The following is a 20849-nucleotide window of genomic DNA, read 5'->3' as shown; positions in this document are numbered from 1 at the left end:
CGCTCACGGGGCCGTGACGCGCAGCCCCCCGAACTCGACCTGGGTGGTCCCGTCGCCCGCGTCGTCGCGGTAGATGCCCTGTTTCAGGTAGTTCTCGCTGCTCGACATCGTCGGCCGGTGGAAGCGGGGCACCGTCTGCCTGCCGTTCTCCCACGCCTCCACGTACCCGCTGCCGCTGCGCGAGAACTTCACGTGCATGACGTAGTGCACCCACTCGCCGCGACGCAGCGGGCCGATCGTCCTGCGCGGCGCGTCCGTGCCGTCCCCGCCGATGTCCACACTGCCCTCGCTGAGGTCGATCGCGAGCGGCGGCGACCCGCTCCCGCCGTGCCACTGCATGACGATGAACCAGCCGCCGCTGGGCGTGCGGAAGTCCTCCGGCAGCCGCATGGACCACTCGTACCAGCGCTCGTCACCCTCGCGGGTCTCCGCCCCGGCCTCGTTCTCCGACACCTCGGAGCGTTCGCCGCCGCCGAACTCCGGCACGTCTCCGTTGCGGACGGTGAACAGGGCCGCGAACTTCCCGCCGCCCGGCACGTCCGCAGGCACGACCTTCATCGCGCGGTCCCCGCTCACGCGGTCGCACGAGCCGTTGACCAGCGCCGACTGGCAGGTGCCCCACTGGCTGAAGTCCCCCGTCTCGTAGTCGGCGAGGAAGACCAGGTTGCGGCCGACGGCCACCTGCGGCGCCTGGGGCTTCGCGGGCTCGGCCGGCGCCGTCGGCCCGGCCGGCTCCGGCGGCGCGGGGGTGGGTGGCGCGGGCTCGACCGGCGCCGGGGGCTCGGGATCGCGCGGCAGGGGCAGCGAGCTGAGCCCGGGGAACACCGGGTCGCCGTCGTCCGCGGAGTCCACCGCCATGGTGGCGGAGGTCAGGACGGCCGCGGTGAGGGCCGCGGCGGCCAGGACATCGCGCATGCGGCGTGGGCGCCGGGGGCCGCCGTGCCGCCCGTACTCAGCAGAGCCGGCAGAGCCAGCGCGGCCGGCGTGCGTGACGGGACGTTCGGCGACGGCGACGCTCGTCTGCCGGTGCAGCGCCACGAGCTGGGCGACGTCGATCGTCACCGTCTCGTGGGGCGCGTTCGGGGAACGGTTGCTGTCGGGGAGCACAGTGCGTGCGACGCTAGCAGCTCCCTTCCCCGGCCGGGTGACGTCGATCGACGAGGTTGCCTCATCGGTCCGATCAAGCGGTGAACGGCTTATGGAGCGAGCCGAACTGATCGCGTCGCGGGCGACGTTGCGCCGAACGGCGCGCCCTCGGCGGAGATCGACCGCCTCGCGCAGGCGATCTCTGCTACGTGCGGTCGGGGACCATCCCTCCCGGCAGCTTCGACCGTACCGTGGCGACGAGCTGCCGGACGGTCGGCGGGTCGAGCACGCGCAGGACGAGCACGTAGACCGCTGCGAACGCGAGGGTGAGCCCGGTCAGCTGGAGGATGCCCCAACCCACCGGCAGCCGGTCGGAGTGGCCGGTGAGCCACTCGAACGATCCCACCAGGCCGGTCGCCACCACGGTCGCCACGGCCGCCGGTGCCAGGAGCGGCACGAGATCGCGCAGCGGGAACCCGACGATGCGGCGGGCGAGCACCAGCGAGGCGACGGTGATGAGGATCTCCGTCGCCGAGGCCGCGAGCCCGACGCCGAGGAGCCCGAGCGGCAGGAGCGCCACCAGCAGCCCGAGGCCCGCGACCAGCACGATCACGGAGATCCAGTGCAGCCTCGTCGAGGCACCTGCCGCCTTGATCGCCTCGCCGCACACCTCGTGCAGCCCGACGCAGGCGGCGATCGCCGCCGAGGCCACGAGGAACGTCCCGGCCTCGCGCCACCGCTCGCCGAGGAGCACGACCACCGCGGGCTCGCCGAGCGCGACGATCAGGCCCGTCACCGGTGCGGCGAGTACCCAGCTCCAGCGCATCGCCTGCACGAACCCGCGGCGGAACCGCTGCGCGTCGTCGGAGATCCGGGAGAACGCCGGCAGGATCGCGAACGCCCCGACCTGGATGACCGCCGTCCGCGGCAGCTCGCCCAGCCGGCTGCCGTAGCGGTACTGGCCGAGCGCCGACTCGCCGAGGGTGCGCCCGAGCAGCGCGGTCTGGGCCATCGCGCGGACCCGCCAGGACAGGCTCAGGACCAGGATCGGCAACCCGAAGCGGCCCAGCTCGCGCCACAGCCGCACCGACGCGCCGCGCCCCGGCAGCCAGCGGGCGAGCGACCAGCTCCCGAGCAGCCAGACCAGCGCCGACGCGTAGGTCCCGATCACCAGCGCCCACACCCCGAGACCGGCGACCGCGCAGCCGATCGCCGTGGCGCCGAACACCACGGACCGGATCGGGTCGATGACCAGGCGCCGGGTGGTGTCGAACCGGCGCACCATGATCGCGTCCGGGGCGATGGTCAGGGCCTGCAGGACGAACAGGCCCGCGGTGACCGCGGCGATCTCCGCCGCGAGATCGCTGCGGAACAGCAGGCCGACGAGCGGCGCGGCCGCGAGGGCGAGCAGCGCGACGAGCACGCCGCCCACGAGCGTCGCCCAGAACACGGTGTCCGCGGCGTCCTCGACATCGTCACGCCGTTGTACCAGCGCGTTCTTCATACCGCTTTCGACGAACATCGTGAGGAAGCCGGACAGGATCGTCCCGGCGGCGAAGAGGCCGACCTCCGCCGGGCTCAGCAGCCGGGCCAGCACGAGCGTCGTGCCGAAGGAGATGCCCTGGACCAGTACGAGCGTCACCGCGGAGACTGCTGCCCCGCGGCGTGCCACGCCCGCCAGCGGGCCGGTGCGGGTGAGCGGCGTGTGGCCCGGGACCCGTCGCGCCCTCAGGATCACGTCCGGTGCGGAGTCGTCTGCGGTGCGGGAGCGTCCGCCGTGTCCACCATCGTGTGTCTGTGCGTGCCTTCCACGAATCGGTCGGGTTCGGGCCTGCCGCAGCCTATGCCGCGCGTCCGTCCGGCGGACACCCGCCCTCCGACCGGCAGCGGATCGGTCCGATGCGACGATCACCTCTCCCGAGCTGCGGGGGGCTCGTCGGGACGGTGACCGCCGTCCCGCGAAGGTCCACGACGAGGAGGATGTGGGTGCGCGACACCGACTTCGGGCCGGGGGTACCCCGAAGCCTTGGCCGCCGGTTCGGCGACGTGGAGATCGTCACCGGGGGTGCCGAGGGACTGGCCGACGTCTGGCGGGGTCTGTCGGACGGCCTGGCGAGCCCGATGCAGTCCCATGAATGGGCCGCGGCAGACGACGAGACCCGGGCCGGCGTGCGCCGGGTGACTGTCATCGTCGGCGGGCGCGACAATCCCTCGGCGCTGGCTACCTTCCTGCTCGCCCCGGGATCGACGGGGCAGCTGCGCCTCGCGGCGCACGGTGAGCCGTCCGGGTTCGTCTACCGCGACGAGGAGTCGCTGGTGCGCCTGTGCGCCGCCCTCGTCCGGATGGGCCTTCCGCTCAAGCTCGGACGGGTCGTCGCGGGATCGCCCACCGACGTGGCGCTCGCCGAGGCGTTCCGGTCCCGCGGAGTGCTGCGGCGCCGCAGGACCTCCGCGTACCCCGTCGTCGACCTGGACGAGGGCTGGCGCGATCCGGAGCAGCACTTCAACGCCGGGCGGCGCTCCGACGTCCGGCGCGCCCGGCGGCGGGCCGCCGCGCTCGGCGACGTCTCCTACGAGCTGCTCGCCCCGGTGCCGGGCGAGGTCGACGGCCTCCTCGACGAGGCCTACGCCGTCGAGTCGGCGGGCTGGAAGGGGCGCGGCGGCACCGCCCTCGCCGTCGACGAGCCGCTCGGCGGCTTCTTCCGGCGCTGGGCGCGCCGGGCCGCCTCGGCAGGGCAGCTGCGGATGTCGTTCCTGCGGATCGGGGGCAAGCCCGTCGCCATGCAGGTCGCGGCCGAGGTGAACCGGCGCCTGTGGCTGCTCAAGATCGGCTACGACGAGACCGTCAAGCGATGCTCGCCGGGCACCCTGCTCATGCTCGCGGTCGTCGCGGCGGCGGCCGACGGGGGCCTCACGCACGTCGAGTTCCTCGGCACCGCCGAGGCGTGGACCGGGCTGTGGGCGACCCGGTCGCGGGAGTGCGTCCGGCTCGCCGGCTACCCTGCCGCGATGCGTTCGCTCCCCGTGCTCGCCAAGGACACGGGCCGCGCGGTGCGCCGCAAGCTCTTCGGCGGGCGCCGGTGACCGACACCCGGGCGCGCCTGAAGGGATGGGCCCGCCCGCGCCTGCTGCGGGCCGCGGAGGTCCTCGCCCGCAACCACGTCGCAGGCGAGACCGCCGATGCGGCCGCGCGGGTCGCGGAGCGCCTCGCCGCCCGGGGGATCGCCACCACGATCGGCTACTGGGACCGGCCCGACGACACGCCCGCCGAGGTGGCCGCGCAGTATCTCGCCTGCCTCGACGCCCTGCCGGCGGGCCGGCCGGGGCACGTGTCGATCAAGCTGACGGCGCTGCGGTTGTCCGCCGACGAGTCCGATCGCGTGCTCGCCCGCGCCGCCGAGCTCGGCCGCCGCGTCCACCTCGACGCCATGGACCACCCTGCCGCCGGGCCCACCCTCGCCGTGCTCGCCGGGATGCGTGAGCGTCACCCGGCCGCCGACCTGGGCCACACCCTGCCCGGCCGCTGGCGACGCAGCGTCGCCGACGCCGACACCGCCGTCGAGCTGGGGGTGGCCGCGCGGGTCGTGAAGGGGCAGTGGGCTGACCCCGAGGATCCCGACGCGGACCGGCGGGCGGGCTTCCTGCGCGTCGTCGACGCGCTCGCCGGCCGTGCGCGGGAGGTCGCGGTCGCCTCGCACGACGTCCCGCTCGCCGCCGAGGCCTGCCGCCGGCTGCGGACGGCGGGCACGCCCTGCGTGCTGGAGCTGCTGCACGGCCTGCCGATGCGCGCGTCGCTGCGGCAGGCCCGGGAGCTGGGCCTGCCGGTGCGCGTGTACGTGCCGTACGGCACGGCGTACCTGCCGTACGCGCTCGGGGCGCTGCGCCGCGAGCCCGGGAAGCTCGTCTGGCTCGCCAGGGACGTGGCGGGGGCGCTCGCCGACTCACTCACCGCAACGGCTCGCGAGCGGCTGGGCGTCCGGGCCGGACGCTGACGGCCCGGACGCCGGGCGGGATCAGGAGCGGTCGAACTCCCGTGCCGCGAGTGCCCGCACGATCCCCGCGCGGCCTTCCGACACGAGCCTGCGCAGGGCGGGCGGGTGCTCCTCGTCGGCCAGCCAGGCATCCGCCGCGTCCACCGTGGCCTTGTCGACCGCCCAGGACGGGAACAGCCCGATGACGACGGACTGCGCCCGCTCGCTCGTGCGGCGCTGCCACACCTCCGCGACCTCCGCGAAGTACCGCTCGACGTACCCGGCCAGCAGGCCGCGCTGCGCCGGGTGCGAGAACCCGCCGATGATCGCCTCCTGCACGGCGTTCGGGATCTCGTCGTCGTGGACGGCCCGCTGCCAGGCCCGCTCCTTGGCCTCGGCGGTGGGGACCAGCGCGCGGGCCCGCTCGGCCTGCCGGCGGCCGGTGGCCGTCGGGTCGCGCTCGGCCTCCTCGTCGATCTGGTGCTCGCCCGCCTCGCCGTGTGCCACCAGAGCATGCAGCAGCCGCCACCGCGCGTCGGTGTCGACGACCAGGCCGTCCGGCACGGCCACGTCGAGCAGCCAGCCCTTCATCTGCTCCAGCACGACCGGCGGCAGCACGCTCGACGAGAGCGCGTTCACCGCGGTGAGCTGCGCGTCCGAACCGGGCGGCGCGGTGTCCAGCCGGAAGCGCAGCGCGTCGGTGAGCATCGGCCAGCCACGCTCGGCGGCCCACGACTCCTCCGCGTAGGACGCCACGGCCGTCTGCGCCTGCATCAGCAGCCGTTGCACGACCCCGATCTCGCTCTCCGCGCCGAACCCGCCCGCGACCAGCGCGGTGAAGTCCCGTGCCTTGAGCTCGGCCTCGCGCGTCATCTCCCACGCCGCCGACCAGCACAGCGTGCGGGGCAGCGGGTCGGCGATGTCGCCGATGCGGTCCACCAGCGTCGCGAGCGAGCCGGGGTCCAGCCGCAGCGCGCAGTAGGTGAGGTCGTCGTCGTTGACCAGCACCAGCTCGCCGCGCGACACCCCGACGAGCTCGGGCACCGCGGTGCGCTCGCCGGTGACGTCCACCTCGACCCGGTGGGTGCGCACGAGCCTGCCGTCCTGGTCGGCGTAGACGCCGACCGCGATCCGGTGCGTCCGCAGCTCGCCCCCTCCGGGACGCGCACCGCCCTGCACGACCTCGAACCGCGCGAAGTTCCCGTCCGCGTCCACCTCGAACTGCGGGCGCAGCAGGTTCAGCCCCGTGGTGCGCAGCCACTGCGCCCCCCACCCCGACAGATCCCGCCCGGACGCCTTCTCCAGCGCCCCCAGCAGGTCGTCGAAGGTGGCGTTGCCCCAGGCGTGGGTGCGGAAGTAGTCGCGCAGACCTGCCAGGAACGGCTCCAGCCCCACGTACGCGACGAGCTGCTTGAGCACGCTCGCGCCCTTGGCGTAGGTGATGCCGTCGAAGTTCACCTCGACGGCCTGCAGGTCCGGGATGTCGGCCGCCACCGGGTGCGTGGACGGCAGCTGGTCCTGCCGGTAGGCCCAGCTCTTCTCCACGTTGGCGAACGTCGTCCAGGCGTTGCGGTACTCGGTGGCTTCGGCCTGGCAGAACACCGACGCCCACGTCGCGAACGACTCGTTGAGCCACAGGTCGTCCCACCAGCGCATCGTGACGAGGTCGCCGAACCACATGTGCGCCATCTCGTGCAGCACCGTCTCGGCGCGCCGCTCGTAGAGGAAGCGGGTGACGCGGGAGCGGAAGACGTAGTCCTCCAGGAACGTCACCGCGCCGGCGTTCTCCATCGCGCCGGCGTTGAACTCCGGGACGAAGAGCTGGTCGTACTTGCCGAACGGGTACCGCACGCCGAAGTGGCGGTGGTAGAAGTCGAAACCCTGCTTGGTCTCGGTGAACAGCCGCTCCGCGTCCATGTGCTCGGCGAGCGAGGCGCGGCAGTAGATGCCGAGAGGGATGGGTGGGTGGGCGCCGTCGGGGTCGACGTGCTCGTCGCGCCACTGCGCGTACGGGCCCGCGACCAGGGCGACCAGGTAGGTGCTCATGATCTCGGTGGTGGCGAAGCGGTGCACGCCCTCCTCGACGCTCTCCGCCACCGCGTTGGAGATCACCTTCCAGTCCTCGGGGGCCGTCACGGTGATCGTGTAGCGGGCCTTGAGGTCCGGCTGGTCGAAGCAGACGAACAGGCGCTTCGCGTCGGCCGTCTCGAACTGGGAGTAGAGGTACACCCCACCGTCGACCGGGTCGACGAAGCGGTGCAGCCCCTCGCCGGTGTTCATGTACCGGCCCGTCGCGACGACGGTGAGCTCGTTCTCGGCGGCCAGCTGCGGCAGGGCGATGCCGTCGTCCTCGACGTAGCCCGAGACGTCGAGCGCGGTGCCGTTCAGCGTGGCCGACCCCACCGAGGCGCCCACCCAGTCGATCCAGCTCGACGACCCGGGCTCGCGGCAGGTGAAGCGGACCGTCGTCGTGCTCGCGAACGTCGACTCGCCGGGCTTGCCTCCACCATCGGTGAGGTCGAGGTCGACGACGTACTCGGCGACGTCCAGCAGCGCCGCGCGGCGCTCGGCGTCGGACCGGGTGAGGTTGGGCGGCGCCATGCGGGATTCTGCTCCTTCGGGTGAGGCGTGGCTGCCGATCCAACCATGTGTGGTGCGTCCGCGTGGCGGGGAATTCGCGGTCGCGTGGAGGAACAGCCCGGCGGGCGTGATGGTTGAGCATTGGAGAACATCGTCGAGGTGGAGGAGTACCTTCGTGGCCGACAGGACCCGCGTCGATTTCTGGTTCGACCCGATGTGCCCGTGGGCGTGGATCACGTCCCGCTGGATCCTCGAGGTCGAGCAGGTACGCGACATCGACCTGCACTTCCACGTCATGAGCCTCGCGGTGCTCAACGCGGATCGGGACGTGCCGCAGGCATACCGCGATCACCTGGACCGCGCGTGGGGACCCGTGCGCGTCGCGATCGCCGCCGCCCGGGCGCACGGTCAGGAGATCCTGCGCCCGCTCTACACCGCGATGGGCACCCGGATCCACGACGGCGGCAACAAGGACTTCGACGTCGTGATCAAGGAGGCCCTCGCCGAGCTCGACCTCCCACCGTCGCTGGCCGAGGCGGCCACCAGCACGGAGTTCGACGAGGAGCTGAAGGCGAGTCACGACCGCGGCATGGAACCGGTCGGCCTGGACGTCGGCACGCCCACCATCCACGTGGACCGGGTCGCGTTCTTCGGCCCGGTGCTCGCCCGCATCCCACGCGGCGAGGACGCCGGCACGATCTTCGACAGTGCCCGCACGCTCGCGTCCTACCCGTACTTCTTCGAGCTGAAGCGCACCCGCGACCTGCGGCCGGTGTTCGACTGACCCGCGGCGGCCTGCGCACGGCGGCGGGCTGCGCACGCCGCCGTCGCCGTGCACATGGCGGCGTCGCCGTGCACACGGCGGGAGGTGTGCACGGCGACGTGACGGTGTGCACGGGCCTCGTCGCCGGCCCCTGGTCCCCGGTGACTGGCCCCCGGTCAACGGCCCGCACTGAGCCACAGTCCCTGGCCCCCTGGCCCCTGGCCCCCGGTCACCGGCCGGCCAGCCGCGCCCGGATCCGGTCGGCGACCGGGGCGAAGCAGTCGAGATCGGCCCACGTCCACCGGACGACCGCGAGACCCTCGGCGCGAAACGCGTCCTCCCGGCGCTTCTCGGCGAAGACGGCGTCGCCGGGCTCCTGACCGGGACGCAGGTCGCGCCCGTACTTGCGCCGGCCGTCGAACTCGCCGACGGTGCGCCCGCGCTTCCAGCCGAAGTCGCCGATTCCCAGCAGCTCGCCGCCTGCGGTGCGCACCTCCCACTGCGGCTGCGGGGGCGGCAGCCCCGCCGCGGCGATCGCGACCCGGCTGCGGGACTCGCCGGGGTTGTCGCTGCGGCCGTCCGCGAACGCGAACACCCGTGCTGCCGCGGGCCCGCCGGGCCAGCGCCGGCAGCGCTCCCGCTCCGCGGCCAACGCGTCGTGGTCCACCAGCCCGCGGCGCAGCGCCGCGTCGACGATCACCACCGCCTGCTCGAACGGCACCGTGCGCGCCACGTCGGACAGGGTGCGGGCGGGCGAGGTGACGGAGATGCCGTCGCGCACGACGACGTCGCGGGTGTCGAGGGGCGCGCACCGCACGTGCACCCGGGCGCCGATCCGGGCACCCGAACGTCGCCGCGGGCGGGTGACGCGGACCCGGTCCAGCGGGACGGCCCACACGGGTAGGCCGTGCACGAGCGCCGCCGAGACGTTGCTCACGACCGCGTCCGCGGACAGCACGGCGGCCGCCGCGCGGACCGCGGCGAGATGGCGGTCGACGGGATCGCCGGGCGGCTCGGTGAGGTAGGCACCCCGCCGGATCGCGCGCAGGCGCCCGGCCCGCAGCGCGCGGCGGATCTCGGCGTCGGTGTAGCCATCGGCGTGCAGGTCGCGACGCAGTCGCAGGTTCATGATCCGACCCTGCAGGTGCCGACGCGCCGGGCGCCAGGCCCGTCCCGGCTCCTGTGGATGACCGCCCGTCAGGTGGACAACCGGGCCACCGTGTACACGGTCGGGCGGCGTGCACACGTCGACGTCACCGTGCACACGGCGGGACGTGCGCACCGTGACCTCACGGTATGCACGGCGCCGCCAGGTGAGCACGGCGCCGCGAGATGTGCACGGCGCCGCGAGATGTGCACGGCGCCGCGAGATGTGCACGGGGCCGCCGGGTGTGCACGGCGCCGCCAGGTGAGCACGGCGACGGCGCGGTGCCCGATGGATCAGGGGTGCCAGTGGATCAGTGGTGCGCGATGAAGGTGTCGCGCAGGACCCCGGTCTCGAGCTCCATCTCCCGCACCCGGTGCTTGACCAGGTCGCCGATGCTCACCAGCCCGACCAGCTCGCCGCCGGACACGACGGGCAGGTGGCGGTACCGGCCACGGGTCATCCGGGCCATCGCCGAGGGCACCGTGTCGTCCGGGGCGCAGGTCGAGACGTTGCGGGTCATGATCTCGCTCACTGGCATGTCGAGCAGGGCCCGCCCGTGCCGGACGACCCCGCGCACGATGTCGCGCTCCGAGACGATCCCGCGGATCCTCCCGTTCGTCTCGCAGACCAGCAGCGCGCCCACGCCTGCGTCGTCGAGCCTGGCCGCGGCCTGTGCCACGGTCGTCCACGGCAGCGCCGTATGCACCTGGTGGCCCTTGGCTTCGAGGATGTCGGCGATGAGCATCAGCGCGCCTCCTGTCACGTCCGCGTGACCCCGATGATCCCTGCCGAGGCTACGCCGCGAATCCGGCGAGCGGGTGGGAGCGACGGGTTGTCCGTGTGAGGATCGGGGGCATGGCTGGACCGACGACACCGACGACATACCGCACCGGGCACTGGATCGACGGCGCCTTCGCCGAGGGCGGGGGCGAGCACATCGAAGTGGTCGATCCCGCCACCGAGGAGGTGATCGCCACCGTTCCGGCGGGCTCCGCCGCCGACGTGGACCGGGCCGTCGCGGCGGCCCGCGCGGCGTTCGCCGGATGGTCGGTGACCCCGGTGCAGGAGCGGGCGGCCGCCGTCGGGCGGATCTCCGAGGGCATCAAGGCGCGCCGCGACGAGATCGCCTCGGCGATCACCGCGGAGATGGGCTCGCCCGCGACGTTCGCGCAGAAGGTCCAGGCCGCGATGCCGCGCGCGACGTCGGCCGGGGTCGCCGCGCTCGCCGCGGACTTCCCGTGGAGCGAGGAGATCGGCAACTCCCTCGTGGTGCGCGAGCCCGTGGGCGTCGTCGGCGCCGTCACGCCGTGGAACTACCCGCTGCACCAGATCGTCGCGAAGGTGGCGCCCGCGCTGGTCGCGGGCTGCACGGTGGTACTCAAGCCCAGCGAGATCGCCCCGCTGACGGCCGGGATCCTCGCTGAGATCGTCGCGGAGGCGGGGGTCCCGGCGGGGGTCTACAACGTCGTCCACGGCTACGGGCCGGTGGTCGGCGAGGCGATGGCCGCCCACCCCGGGATCGACATGATGTCCTTCACCGGGTCCGCGCGCGCCGGGCGACGGGTCAGCGAGGTGTCGGCAGGGACCATCAAGCGGGTGGCGTTGGAGCTCGGCGGGAAGTCCGCGAACGTCGTGCTGCCCGACGCGGACTTCGGGGCGGCGGTGAAGGTCGGCGTCGCCCAGTGCTTCATCAACGGTGGCCAGACGTGCTCGGCGTGGACGCGGATGCTCGTCCCCGCGCAGCGCCACGACGAGGCGGTGGAACTCGCCGTGGCGGCCGCCGGGCGCTACACCGTCGGCGATCCCACGGAGGCGACCACGCGCATCGGCCCGATGGCGTCGGCCGCCCAGCAGCAGCGGGTGGCGGGCTACCTGGAGAAGGGGGTCGAGTCGGGCGCGACCGTCGCGTTCGGCGGGCCGGGCCAGGTCGAGGGGTTGGAGCGCGGCTACTACGTGCGGCCCACCGTGTTCGCGAACGTCGCGCCCGACAGCGTCATCGCCCAGGAGGAGATCTTCGGGCCGGTGCTGTCGGTGATCCCCTACCGCGACGAGGACGAGGCCGTCGAGATCGCCAACTCCACCGTCTACGGCCTGGCAGGCGCCGTCTTCGGCGAGCCGGACCACGCCCTGGCCGTGGCGCGGCGGCTGCGGACCGGGCAGGTGGACGTCAACGGTGGGGCGTTCAACCCGATGGCCCCGTTCGGTGGGTACAAGCAGAGCGGTAACGGCCGTGAACTCGGGCGGTTCGGGTTGGAGGAGTTCTGCGAGGTGAAGTCCATCCAGCGCTGACCCGTCCCGACCTGCGACGACGCGCCCGCGATGCGCCGACCGAGGGCGTCGGCGAGGGTCCGGGCGGTCGTGGTGACGTGCGCGAAACGGCCCGCGGGCGGGGGTGGGGTTCCTAGCGTGCCGCGGCATGCAGCCCCCGCCGCGTCCCGTCCCGCAGGCTGCCGCCGTGCGTGCCCTGCATCCGGCGGCCCCTCCACGGCCCGGGTGGCCGCGGACGGGGCCGCCGCTCGCCGTGCGGGCCGGAGGGCCGGGGGTGCGTGCGCAGGCGGGCGTGCCCCGGGTCGCGCGCCGGCGACGTCCGCGGCGGGCCGTGCCGCCCGCGCCGGGGCGGGGCCGGGCGCGGCGGGCAGAGGGTGCCACCGCGCCACGGGCGTTGCTGCTCGGGGTCGTGGCCGCCGTGGTCGTGGGGGCCGCGGGCGCCGGCTGGGACGCGGCCGCGCCGCCGTCGGATCCCGCCACCGCGCCGGCGGCCGAGGGGCGCGCCACGGTGGGGGTGGCCCGCGCCGGGGCCGTCGGTCGGGCGGGTGCCGGGGGCGACGATCTCGACGGGGAGCCGGGCACGCACCTCGCGCCACGCCCCTGGATGGAGGGCGTGACCCTCGCTCCGGCGGGCGGCGACCCCGCGCCGGACCCTGACCCCGCCGAGCCGGACCCTGTTCCCGCTGCGCCGGGCCCCACCACGCCCGTTACCGCTCGCGGTGCCGCGTCCCCGCCGCTCCCGCGCCGACCCGAGGTCGCCGACGCGGTCGGCGCCGTCTGGGAGCGCCTCGCGCGGTGCGAGTCCGGCGGCGACTGGCGGATCGCCACGGGCAACGGCTACTACGGCGGGCTCCAGTTCGATCTGCCCACGTGGCGCGACTTCGGCGGCACCGCGTACGCACCGCGCCCGCACGAAGCCAGCCGGGAGGAGCAGGTCGCCGTCGCCACCCGGGTCCGGGACGCCCGCGGCGGTTACGGTGCGTGGCCTGCCTGTGCGGCCCGCTTGGGGCTGCCGCGGTGACGCGCGTCCCAGCCTGCCGCCGTCGCTGCCCCCGGGTAGCGGGCCCGATACCCTGAAGGGTGATGAACGCCCCCGCCGACACCCCGGAATCGCCCCCTGCCCGCATCGGCGGCCGGTACCGGCTGGACGAGAAGATCGGCTCCGGTGCCATGGGGGTCGTCTGGCGGGGGACGGATGAGCTGCTCAACCGCCAGGTGGCGGTGAAGGAGCTGCTGGCGGCCGTCCCGTCGGGCCGCCAGAACGGCGATCCGTTGGAGGAGGCGAGCCAGCGCCTGATGCGCGAGGGCCGCCTCGGGGCCCGGCTGCGGCAGCACCCGCACGTCATCGGCGTGTTCGACGTGGTGGTGCACGACGAGCGGCCGTGGCTGGTGATGGAGTACCTGCCGTCGCAGTCGCTGGCCACGGTCCTGGCGCAGCGGGGGACACTGCCGCCGCAGGAGGTCGCGGAGGTCGCTCGCCAGGTCGCGGACGGGCTCGCAGCCGCGCACAACGTCGGGGTGGTGCACCGCGACGTCAAGCCCGGCAACGTCCTGCTGGCCGAGGACGGGCGGGTCAAGCTCACGGACTTCGGGGTCTCGCGGGCGGTGGACGACGTGCAGGTCACGCGCACCGGACTGATCGCGGGCACGCCGGCGTTCCTGGCGCCCGAGGTGGCGCGCGGCCGGGAGCCGACGGCGGCGTCGGACGTGTTCGCGCTGGGCGCCACCATCTACGCCGCGGTGGAGGGCCATCCGCCGTTCGGCCTGGACGACAACGCGTACGCGCTGCTGCACAAGGTCGCGATGGGCGTCATCGAGCCTCCCGCGCAGGCGGGACCGCTGACGAACCTGCTGATGCGGCTCCTCGCACCGGAGCCGGAGCAGCGCCCGACCGCCGCGCAGGCCCGCGACGCGCTGGCCGCCGTGGCGGCGGGCGCCCCGCCGGTCCTGCCGAGCGGCACCGCGGTGCTGGCACCGCCACCGGCGCCGGTGGCCGCCGCGGCGGCGCCGGTGGGCCCGATGAACCCGATGAACCCGCCGACGATCGCCGCGGCCCCGCCGGCGCAGCGTCCGCGCCGGCCACCGGGGCGGACGTCGCCGGTGTTGATGGTGCTGCTCGGTGCGTTGCTGGTCGCGATCGGGGCGGCCGCGGTGCTGCTGGTCAACCGCACGGGCGCCGAGACGCCGATCGCGGCGCCGCCCGCGGCGTCCCCGACGACGAGCGCCGCGCCGACCACCACGCGGCCGCCGGCCACGACGACGCCTGCGCCCGTCCCGGCCGACAACCCGGAGGACTTCGTCCGGGACTACTACGCGCTGCTCCCCGGCAACCCGGACGCCGCGTGGGCGCTGCTCGGCCCGCAGGCGCAGGCCGGCTCCGGCGGCCTCGCGGGCTACCAGCGGTTCTGGAGCGGCATCGAGAACGTCGATCTCGACGATGTCGACCAGACCGGCGAGGGCACCGTCGAGGCCACCGTCGTGTTCGACCTGCAGGGCGGCGGCGAGACCCGCGAGCGCTACCGCTTCGTGGTCGACGAGGTGGACGGCCAACCGGTCATGCGCTCGTTCAGCAAGCTGGACTGAGGGTCAGGCGGTCTGCTCGCCGAGCTCCAGCAGATGCCCGGTGACCCACGCCACCACCTCCTGCACGAAACGGGCGCGGTTCTCCCGGTCCTTCACCTCGTGGCCCTCGTCGTCGAACAGCAGGTAGGCGGGGGCGGCGCCGCGCTCGCGCAGGGCCGCGACGACCTGCTCGGCCTCGATGACCGGCACGTTCGTGTCGTGGCGGCCGTGCACCACCATGAGCGGTGCTGTGAGGCGGTCGATGCGGCGCAGCGGCGACAGCCCGCCGAGCAGCGCGCGGTCGCGGCGGGGATCGCCGTACTTCGCCGTGGCGGCCTCGGCGATCCACGGCTCGGTGTGGGCGTAGAAGGTGTCGAAGTCCGCCATGCCGCAGACGTCCACCCCGACCCGGAACAGGTCGGGGTACCAGGTGAGTGCGACCAGCGTGAGGTAGCCGCCGTAGGAGCGGCCGGCGACACCGAGCCGGTCCGCGTCGGCCAACCCGGCCGCGACGAGGTGCTCGGCGGTGGCGCGGACGTCGGTGATCGCGGCGAAGCGGCGACCGCGGTCGTCCGCGCAGGCGAAGCTGCGCCCGTACCCGCCGGAACCGCGCACGTTCGGCGCGAACACGGCCACACCGCTCGCCACGAGCGCCTGGAACAGCGGCTGGAACACGGGCCGTTCCTGCGCCTCGGGCCCGCCGTGCAGCCAGACGAGCGTGGGCAGCGGACCGTGCTGGACGAGCGCGGCAGGCGGGCGGAACAGCCAGCCCTGCAGCGGGAGCCCGTCCTCGCCGCGGTAGGCGACGAGCGTCGGGGCCACGAGACCCGCGGGGGTGTCCGCGCCGAGCAGCAGGGTGACCGGCAGGGTGGCACAGCCGCCGTCGTCCAGCGGCACCCGCGAGATCCGGGGGGCGACGGTGGGACCTTCGGCGGCCAGCAGCAGGGCGCGGCCGTCCCGGGTGAACGCGGCGCCCGTGACCACGTCGCCCGCCACGTCGGGCAGGGCGTCGACGAGCCCAGAGCGCAGGTCGAGCACCTCCGCCTCACTGACGCCCGCGACGTTCCACACCAGCGCGGCCCGCGCCCCCGCCGGGTCCAGGGCGACGAGGTCGAGATCGGCGTCCGGACGCTCGGCGACCAGGTGCACCAGCGGCGGCTCGGCGTCCCCGTGCACTGTGACGGCGAGCAGTGCGACGTGCTCGCGCCCGGCGTCGGTGTGGACGTAGAGGGTGTCGCCGGTGACGCCGAAGCGCGCCTCGGCGACGGTGGCGCCGCCGGGCAGGAGATCGGTGCGGCGGCCGGAACGCAGGTCGATGAGCTCCAGGCTGCGCGCTCCGCGCCTGCCCAGCCGGACCACCGCGCGCCTGCCGTCACCGCTGATCGCGCACACGCGGGCGGCCGGGCCGCTCGCGAGCACCGTGGACGAGCCGTCGCGGACGTCGACGAGGCAGGCGTGGCCCTCGCCGCCGCCCTCGGTGAACAGCGTGATGCCCAGCTGGCGCCCGTTGGGTGACCAGGTGCCGAGGGTGACCGCGGCCGCGTCGGGGGCGAGCTCGCGCAGCGTCTCGCCGTCGCGCGGCGTGCCGTCGGGGGAGATCAGCCGCACGCGGGTGCGCTCGCCGCCGCCGGGGGCGAGCTGGCAGGCCAGCCACGTGCCGTCCGGCGACCACGCGAGCGCGGTGACGTCGCCGGGGACCGGATCCTCCGGACCGGTGGGCAGGGGCCAGCCCGGCTCGGGCAGCGGTTCGCCCTCGCCGGGCAGCGGCGCCACCCAGGCGCGGGGCCTGCCGTCGCGGTCGGAGATCCAGGCCAGCGACAGCCCGTCCGGGGACGGGACCGGGCACCCGTACGCGGGCGGGAACCGTTCGGTGATCGGCGTGTCCAGGTCAGATCCCCCTCTCCTGCAACCACATCTCCAGCAGTGCCACCTGCCACAACGCGTTCGAACCGAGGTTGGTGCGCGTCGTGTTCGGATCGGCGAGCATCGCATCGCGCCAGTCCGGGCGCACCATGCCCCGCGCCTTGGCGACGGGGTCGGTCACCGCGTCGCGGACCCGCTCCAGGAACGGCCCGGCGAGGTGGCGGATCGCCGGTACGGGGAAGTACCCCTTCGGCCGGTCGATGACCCCGTCCGGGACGTGCCCGCGGGCGGCCTCCTTGAGCACCCCCTTGCCACCGTGCGCGAGCTTCAGCTCGGGCGGGCACGCGGCGACGAGTTCCACGAGCTCATGGTCGAGGAACGGCACCCGCGCCTCCAGTCCCCACGCCATCGTCATGTTGTCGACCCGCTTCACCGGATCGTCGACGAGCATGACCGTGGAGTCCAGCCGCAGCGCGGCGTCGAGCGTGGAGTCCGCGCCCTCCTCGGCGAAGTGCGCGGCGACGAACGCGCGGCTCGGGTCGTGGTCGAGCAGCCACTCGGGTTCGAGGATGTCGGCGAGCTCGGCGTGCGGGCGGTCGGTGAACCCGGCCGCGTAGGCCGCGACGCCGCGCCCGCGAGGGACGTCCGCGAGCGGCGGGTACCAGCTGTAGCCCGCGAGGACCTCGTCCGCGCCCTGCCCGGACTGCACCACCGTGACGGACTTCGCCACCTCCTCGGAGAGCAGGTAGAACGCGACGCAGTCGTGGGAGACCATCGGCTCGGCCATCGCGGCGATCGCGTCGTCCACGGCGGGCAGCATCCGCGCCGGGTCGACGAGGATCTGGTGGTGGTCGGTGTCGAAGGCCTGCGCGACCAGGTCGGAGTACTCGAACTCGTCACCGGACTCGCCGCCGGCCGCGTGGAACCCCACGCTGAACGTCTTCAGCCCGCGCTGGCCCGCCTCGGCGAGCAGGCCCACCACCAGCGACGAGTCCAGCCCGCCCGAGAGCAGCACCCCCACCGGGACGTCCGCGACCATGCGCCGGCGCACGGCCGTCCGCAGCGCCTCGAGGACGGCCTCGTTCCAGTCGGTGATCCCCAGCTCGAGACGGCGGACGTGGCGCGGGCGCCAGTAGACGTGCTCGGTGGACGACCCGTCGGCGGCGATCGTGCGGACGGTGGCTGGCGGCAGCTTGCGGACCCCGGAGAGGATCGTCCGCGGCGCCGGGACGACGGAGTGGAACGTCATGTAGTGGTGCAGGGCGACCCGGTCGATCGAGGTGTCGACGTCCCCGCCGGCGAGCAGCGCGGGCAGCGCGGACGAGAAGCGCAGCCGCCCGGGCCGTTCGGACAGGTAGAGCGGCTTGATGCCCAGGCGGTCGCGGCCGAGGGTGACGGTGCCGGAGTCGCGCTCGTGCACGGCGAAGGCGAACATGCCGAGGAAGCGCTGCACGCAGTCCGCGCCCCAGCGGTGGAAGGACTTGAGCAGCACCTCGGTGTCGGAGTCGGAGAAGAACCGGTAGCCGAGGCCCTGGAGCTCCGCGCGCAGCTCGCGGTAGTTGTAGATGCAGCCGTTGAACACCGCGGTGAGCCCCAGCTCGGAGTCGACCATCGGCTGGGCGCCGCGCTCCGACAGATCGATGATCTTCAGGCGGCGGTGGCCGAACGCGACGCGGCCCGCCGCGTGCACCCCGGAGCCGTCCGGTCCGCGCCGGTGCATCGCGGCGGTGATCCGCCCGACCGCCGCCACGTCGGCGGGGGCCCCGTCGAATCTGATCTCGCCGGCGATGCCGCACATGTCGCGTCTCCTCGTGTCTGGATCGTCACCGGGTATGACCGCACTCCGGTGGGCAGCTCCGACCGAGTGTGACCATGCCGGGTCGAGCGCGCCCGGGACAACCACCCGGGGCGACGCAGGTCACGACAGGGCGCCGGGTGACGGGCCCTACCGCAGCACCCACGTGTCCTTCGCCCCGCCCCCGCGGGAGGAGTTGACGATGAGGCTGCCCGCCGGGGCGACGCGGGAGAGCGCGGCGGGCAGCACGTCGACGACGGAGCCGTCCGTGCGTTGGGACTGCAGGGCGAACGCTCGCAGGTCCACCGCACGCGGTTCGAGACGGTTCTCGGCGAACGTGGGATGGGTCGACAGGGCCACGAGCTCCTGCGCCACCCAGCCGGACGGGTTGCGCCGGACCTTCTCCGCGATCTCGGCCAGCTCGGCGCGGCTCGCGTGCGGGCCGATGACGATGCCAACGCCGCCGTAGCCGTCGACAGGCTTGATCACGAGCTCGCCGATGCGGTCGAGGACCTCCGCACGCCGCTGCGGGTCGACGCACGGGTACGTCGCGACGTTGTCCAGGAGCGGCTTCTCCCCGAGGTAGTAGGTGATCATGTCGGGGACGTAGGCGTAGACGAGCTTGTCGTCCGCGATGCCGTTGCCGAGCGCGTTGGCGAGGCTCACCCGGCCGCGGGCGACGGCGTTGGCGAGCGCCCGGCCCAGCGGTCTGCGGTCGGCGCCGATGGACTCCATGAGGTCGCGCTCGTCGATGCGGCGGTAGAGCGCCGCCAGGCGGCGGCGGGCGCCCTCGCCGACGAGGTACACCCCGTCGTCGGTGACCTGCAGCTCCCGCGGCGTGACGACCGGGGCGTCCATCTGGTCGGCGAGCAGCTGGTGCTCGAACCACGCGGAGTCCGACGGGCCTGCCGAGAGCACCGCGACCTCGTCCGATCCGGGCTCGTCGTCCTCGGTGGCCGACAGCAGCGCCGCGCGCAGCGCCGCGGGCACCGCCTCGACCCCGACGACGCCACCGGGCGGCTCCAGGTCCGGCATCACCGAGCGGACGAGCCGCCTGCTCATGATCGAGTAGCCGATGCCGGACGGCACGCGCAGGTTGTCCTCGAGCGCGAGCCAGCGATCGGCGCGGTCGCGCACCAGGTCGATGCCCGCGACGGCGATCCGCACGCTGTCCGCGGGCGCGAGCTTGCCGAGCCGCGTGCGGCCGGGCGCGGCGTCGACGATCGAAGCCGGGACGACGTCGTCGACGACGATCTCGCGGCCCGCGTAGACGTCGCGCACGAACGCCTCCAGCGCCCGCACGCGCTGGGCGAGCCCGGCGCCGACGTCGGCCCACTCCTCGGCGGTGATGATCCGCGGCACCAGGTCGAGGGGGAACAGGCGGTCCGGCTGGCCGTCCCCGACGCGGAACGTGACCCCACGGGCCCGCTGCTCGGTCCGCAGCGCGGACTCGGCGGCGACCATGCCCCGCGGCCCCAGCCGGTCCAGCGCGCGGAAGAGGAACCCGTAGTGGGGCAGCACGGCGAGGTCCGGGCCCACGGCCTCGTCGAACGGGGCGTCGACGGCGCTGGACCCGTAGTTCGCGAGCAGCGCGGGCGCGACCGGGACGGCGGCGGGCGGCTCGGTGCGGACGGCGCGGCCCTGGGTGCGGGCCACGAGCGCGTCCACGACGTCGGCGAGCTCGCCGCGGCGGCCGTACGCGCGCCGCTGCAGCGCGGCGGAGCTGCCGCGCGCCAGGGTGGCCTCGGACAGCTCCAGCACCTGCTCCCAGTCGCCGGCGTCCTCCAGCTGCGGGCGCAGGTGCCGGACGAGCCTGCCGATGAGGCGGGCCGGGTCCTGCAGACGTGGCCCGACGAGATCGACGAGGTCGCCCTCCAAACCCGAGCGGGCGGCCCGCCAGCTTGCGGCGCGCAGCAGCTCGCGGCGGAAGGTGGGCGGCGGGAGCCCGGCGTCGGCGTCCGCGCGGGCGCGCGCTACCAGGGCGCGGAACAGCCCCGCGATCAGCACCACGTCGTCGACCTGGGGGCATGCGTCGCACACCCGCAGCTCCACGGTGGGCACGTGGGCGCTGGGCCGGATGTCGAAGTAGACCATCCCGGCGTCGCTGATCGTGCCCGAGGCGATGAGCTCGTCGACCATCGCGTCGTACTCGGCGCCGGTGGCGACGTCCGCCGGCGGGCCGGAGGTGGGCCAGCGCGACCACACGATGCTGCGGTAGCTCGCGTAGCCGGAGTCCCGGCCGCGCCAGTACGGGGAGCTGGCCGAGATGGCGAGCAGCGTCGACAGGTGGGGTGCCACGCGCTGCACGACCTCGACGGCGACGTCCCGGTTCGGGACGTCGACGTGCACCTGGGCGCCGCAGATGTGCTGCTCGCTCACGAGCATCTGGTACTCGTGCTGCATCCGCTCGTACCGGGCGCCCGCGGAGATCGCGTCGGAGGACAGGTCGACCAGCGGGACCGTGCCGGCCGAGACGACGCCCAGCCCGAGCGGCTCGGCCACGCTCTCCAGCGTGGCCCGCAGCCGACGGAGGTGCCCGCGCAGCTCGTCGAGGGTGTGGCAGACGGGGGTGTTGGTCTCCACCAGGGAGCGCTGCAGCTCAGGGGCGAACTCCTCGCCGTCGAGCTGGGCGAGCAGCGCATCGACCTCGGGGGCGGAACGGCGGGTCTCCAGGTCGACGACGTGGAACTCCTCCTCGACCCCGATCGCGGGGGTGCCGGACGAGGGCTCGGGCGTCGCGGGCATGCACCGACCGTATGTGCTCGATGTGACGGGCACGTGTCGCGCACGGCGGCAGGGGTGCCGCCGAACGCG

Annotated in this window: 13 protein-coding genes and 1 pseudogene; 6 read left to right on the top strand and 8 right to left on the bottom strand. The window is 74.5% G+C overall.

The window, feature by feature from the left end:
- Positions 1–3: 3 nt before the first annotated feature.
- Both AB7J25_RS01110 and AB7J25_RS01105 read right to left on the bottom strand, forming a co-directional pair.
- Positions 4–1107 carry a polysaccharide lyase gene (locus AB7J25_RS01110; RefSeq protein ID WP_428503995.1) on the bottom strand — a complete coding sequence of 368 codons (1104 nt, stop codon included), beginning with the start codon at positions 1105–1107 and terminating at the stop codon, positions 4–6.
- A gap of 184 nt (positions 1108–1291) precedes the next feature.
- Positions 1292–2758 carry an oligosaccharide flippase family protein gene (locus tag AB7J25_RS01105; RefSeq protein ID WP_428503993.1) on the bottom strand — a complete coding sequence of 489 codons (1467 nt, stop codon included), beginning with the start codon at positions 2756–2758 and terminating at the stop codon, positions 1292–1294.
- A gap of 314 nt (positions 2759–3072) precedes the next feature.
- On the opposite strand from AB7J25_RS01105, the gene AB7J25_RS01100 reads away from it, so the two are divergent.
- Entirely contained in the window at positions 3073–4170 is a 1098-nt protein-coding gene (locus AB7J25_RS01100; RefSeq protein WP_428503991.1) for a GNAT family N-acetyltransferase, read from the top strand.
- Positions 4167–5078, top strand: a complete 912-nt coding sequence (locus tag AB7J25_RS01095) for a hypothetical protein (RefSeq protein ID WP_428503989.1) — start codon at positions 4167–4169, stop codon at positions 5076–5078. The genes AB7J25_RS01100 and AB7J25_RS01095 overlap by 4 nt, the downstream gene beginning before the upstream one ends.
- A gap of 21 nt (positions 5079–5099) precedes the next feature.
- Here AB7J25_RS01095 and pepN read toward each other — a convergent pair whose 3' ends face one another.
- Positions 5100–7658, bottom strand: a complete 2559-nt coding sequence (pepN, locus tag AB7J25_RS01090) for an aminopeptidase N (protein ID WP_428503988.1) — start codon at positions 7656–7658, stop codon at positions 5100–5102.
- A gap of 109 nt (positions 7659–7767) precedes the next feature.
- On the opposite strand from pepN, the gene AB7J25_RS01085 reads away from it, so the two are divergent.
- Positions 7768–8421, top strand: a complete 654-nt coding sequence (locus AB7J25_RS01085; protein WP_428503986.1) for a disulfide bond formation protein DsbA — start codon at positions 7768–7770, stop codon at positions 8419–8421.
- Positions 8422–8629: 208 nt separating this feature from the next.
- On the opposite strand, the gene AB7J25_RS01080 is transcribed toward AB7J25_RS01085, so the two are convergent.
- Both AB7J25_RS01080 and AB7J25_RS01075 read right to left on the bottom strand, forming a co-directional pair.
- Complete coding sequence (locus tag AB7J25_RS01080) at positions 8630–9529, bottom strand: hypothetical protein (RefSeq protein WP_428503984.1); 900 nt, start codon at positions 9527–9529, stop codon at positions 8630–8632.
- Between the two features lie 328 nt (positions 9530–9857).
- Positions 9858–10292, bottom strand: a complete 435-nt coding sequence (locus AB7J25_RS01075) for a CBS domain-containing protein (RefSeq protein ID WP_428503982.1) — start codon at positions 10290–10292, stop codon at positions 9858–9860.
- 110 nt (positions 10293–10402) lie between these two features.
- Here AB7J25_RS01075 and AB7J25_RS01070 point away from each other — a divergent pair, with 110 nt between their 5' ends.
- The 3 genes and pseudogenes from AB7J25_RS01070 to AB7J25_RS01060 all read left to right on the top strand — a co-directional run bounded on the left by AB7J25_RS01070 (position 10403) and on the right by AB7J25_RS01060 (position 14398).
- Positions 10403–11836, top strand: a complete 1434-nt coding sequence (locus AB7J25_RS01070) for an aldehyde dehydrogenase family protein (protein ID WP_428503980.1) — start codon at positions 10403–10405, stop codon at positions 11834–11836.
- Between the two features lie 721 nt (positions 11837–12557).
- Positions 12558–12836, top strand: a pseudogene (locus AB7J25_RS01065) (transglycosylase family protein); the annotation flags it as partial.
- A gap of 62 nt (positions 12837–12898) precedes the next feature.
- Positions 12899–14398 (top strand): serine/threonine-protein kinase, encoded by a 1500-nt coding sequence (locus tag AB7J25_RS01060; protein WP_428503978.1) that lies wholly within the window; start codon positions 12899–12901, stop codon positions 14396–14398.
- Between the two features lie 3 nt (positions 14399–14401).
- On the opposite strand, the gene AB7J25_RS01055 is transcribed toward AB7J25_RS01060, so the two are convergent.
- The 3 genes from AB7J25_RS01055 to AB7J25_RS01045 form a co-directional block, all read right to left on the bottom strand.
- Positions 14402–16150: a S9 family peptidase gene (locus AB7J25_RS01055; protein WP_428503976.1), complete on the bottom strand. Its 1749-nt coding sequence runs from the start codon at positions 16148–16150 to the stop codon at positions 14402–14404.
- 115 nt (positions 16151–16265) lie between these two features.
- Positions 16266–18038, bottom strand: coding sequence for an N-acetylglutaminylglutamine amidotransferase (locus AB7J25_RS01050; protein WP_428503974.1), 1773 nt, complete (start codon positions 18036–18038; stop codon positions 16266–16268).
- 147 nt (positions 18039–18185) lie between these two features.
- Positions 18186–20780 (bottom strand): glutamate--cysteine ligase, encoded by a 2595-nt coding sequence (locus tag AB7J25_RS01045; RefSeq protein WP_428503972.1) that lies wholly within the window; start codon positions 20778–20780, stop codon positions 18186–18188.
- Positions 20781–20849 lie beyond the last annotated feature (69 nt).

Source organism: Pseudonocardia sp. (genome assembly GCF_050246655.1).
Taxonomy (GTDB): Bacteria; Actinomycetota; Actinomycetes; order Mycobacteriales; family Pseudonocardiaceae; genus Pseudonocardia.
This window is presented reverse-complemented; position numbering and strand designations above follow the sequence as displayed.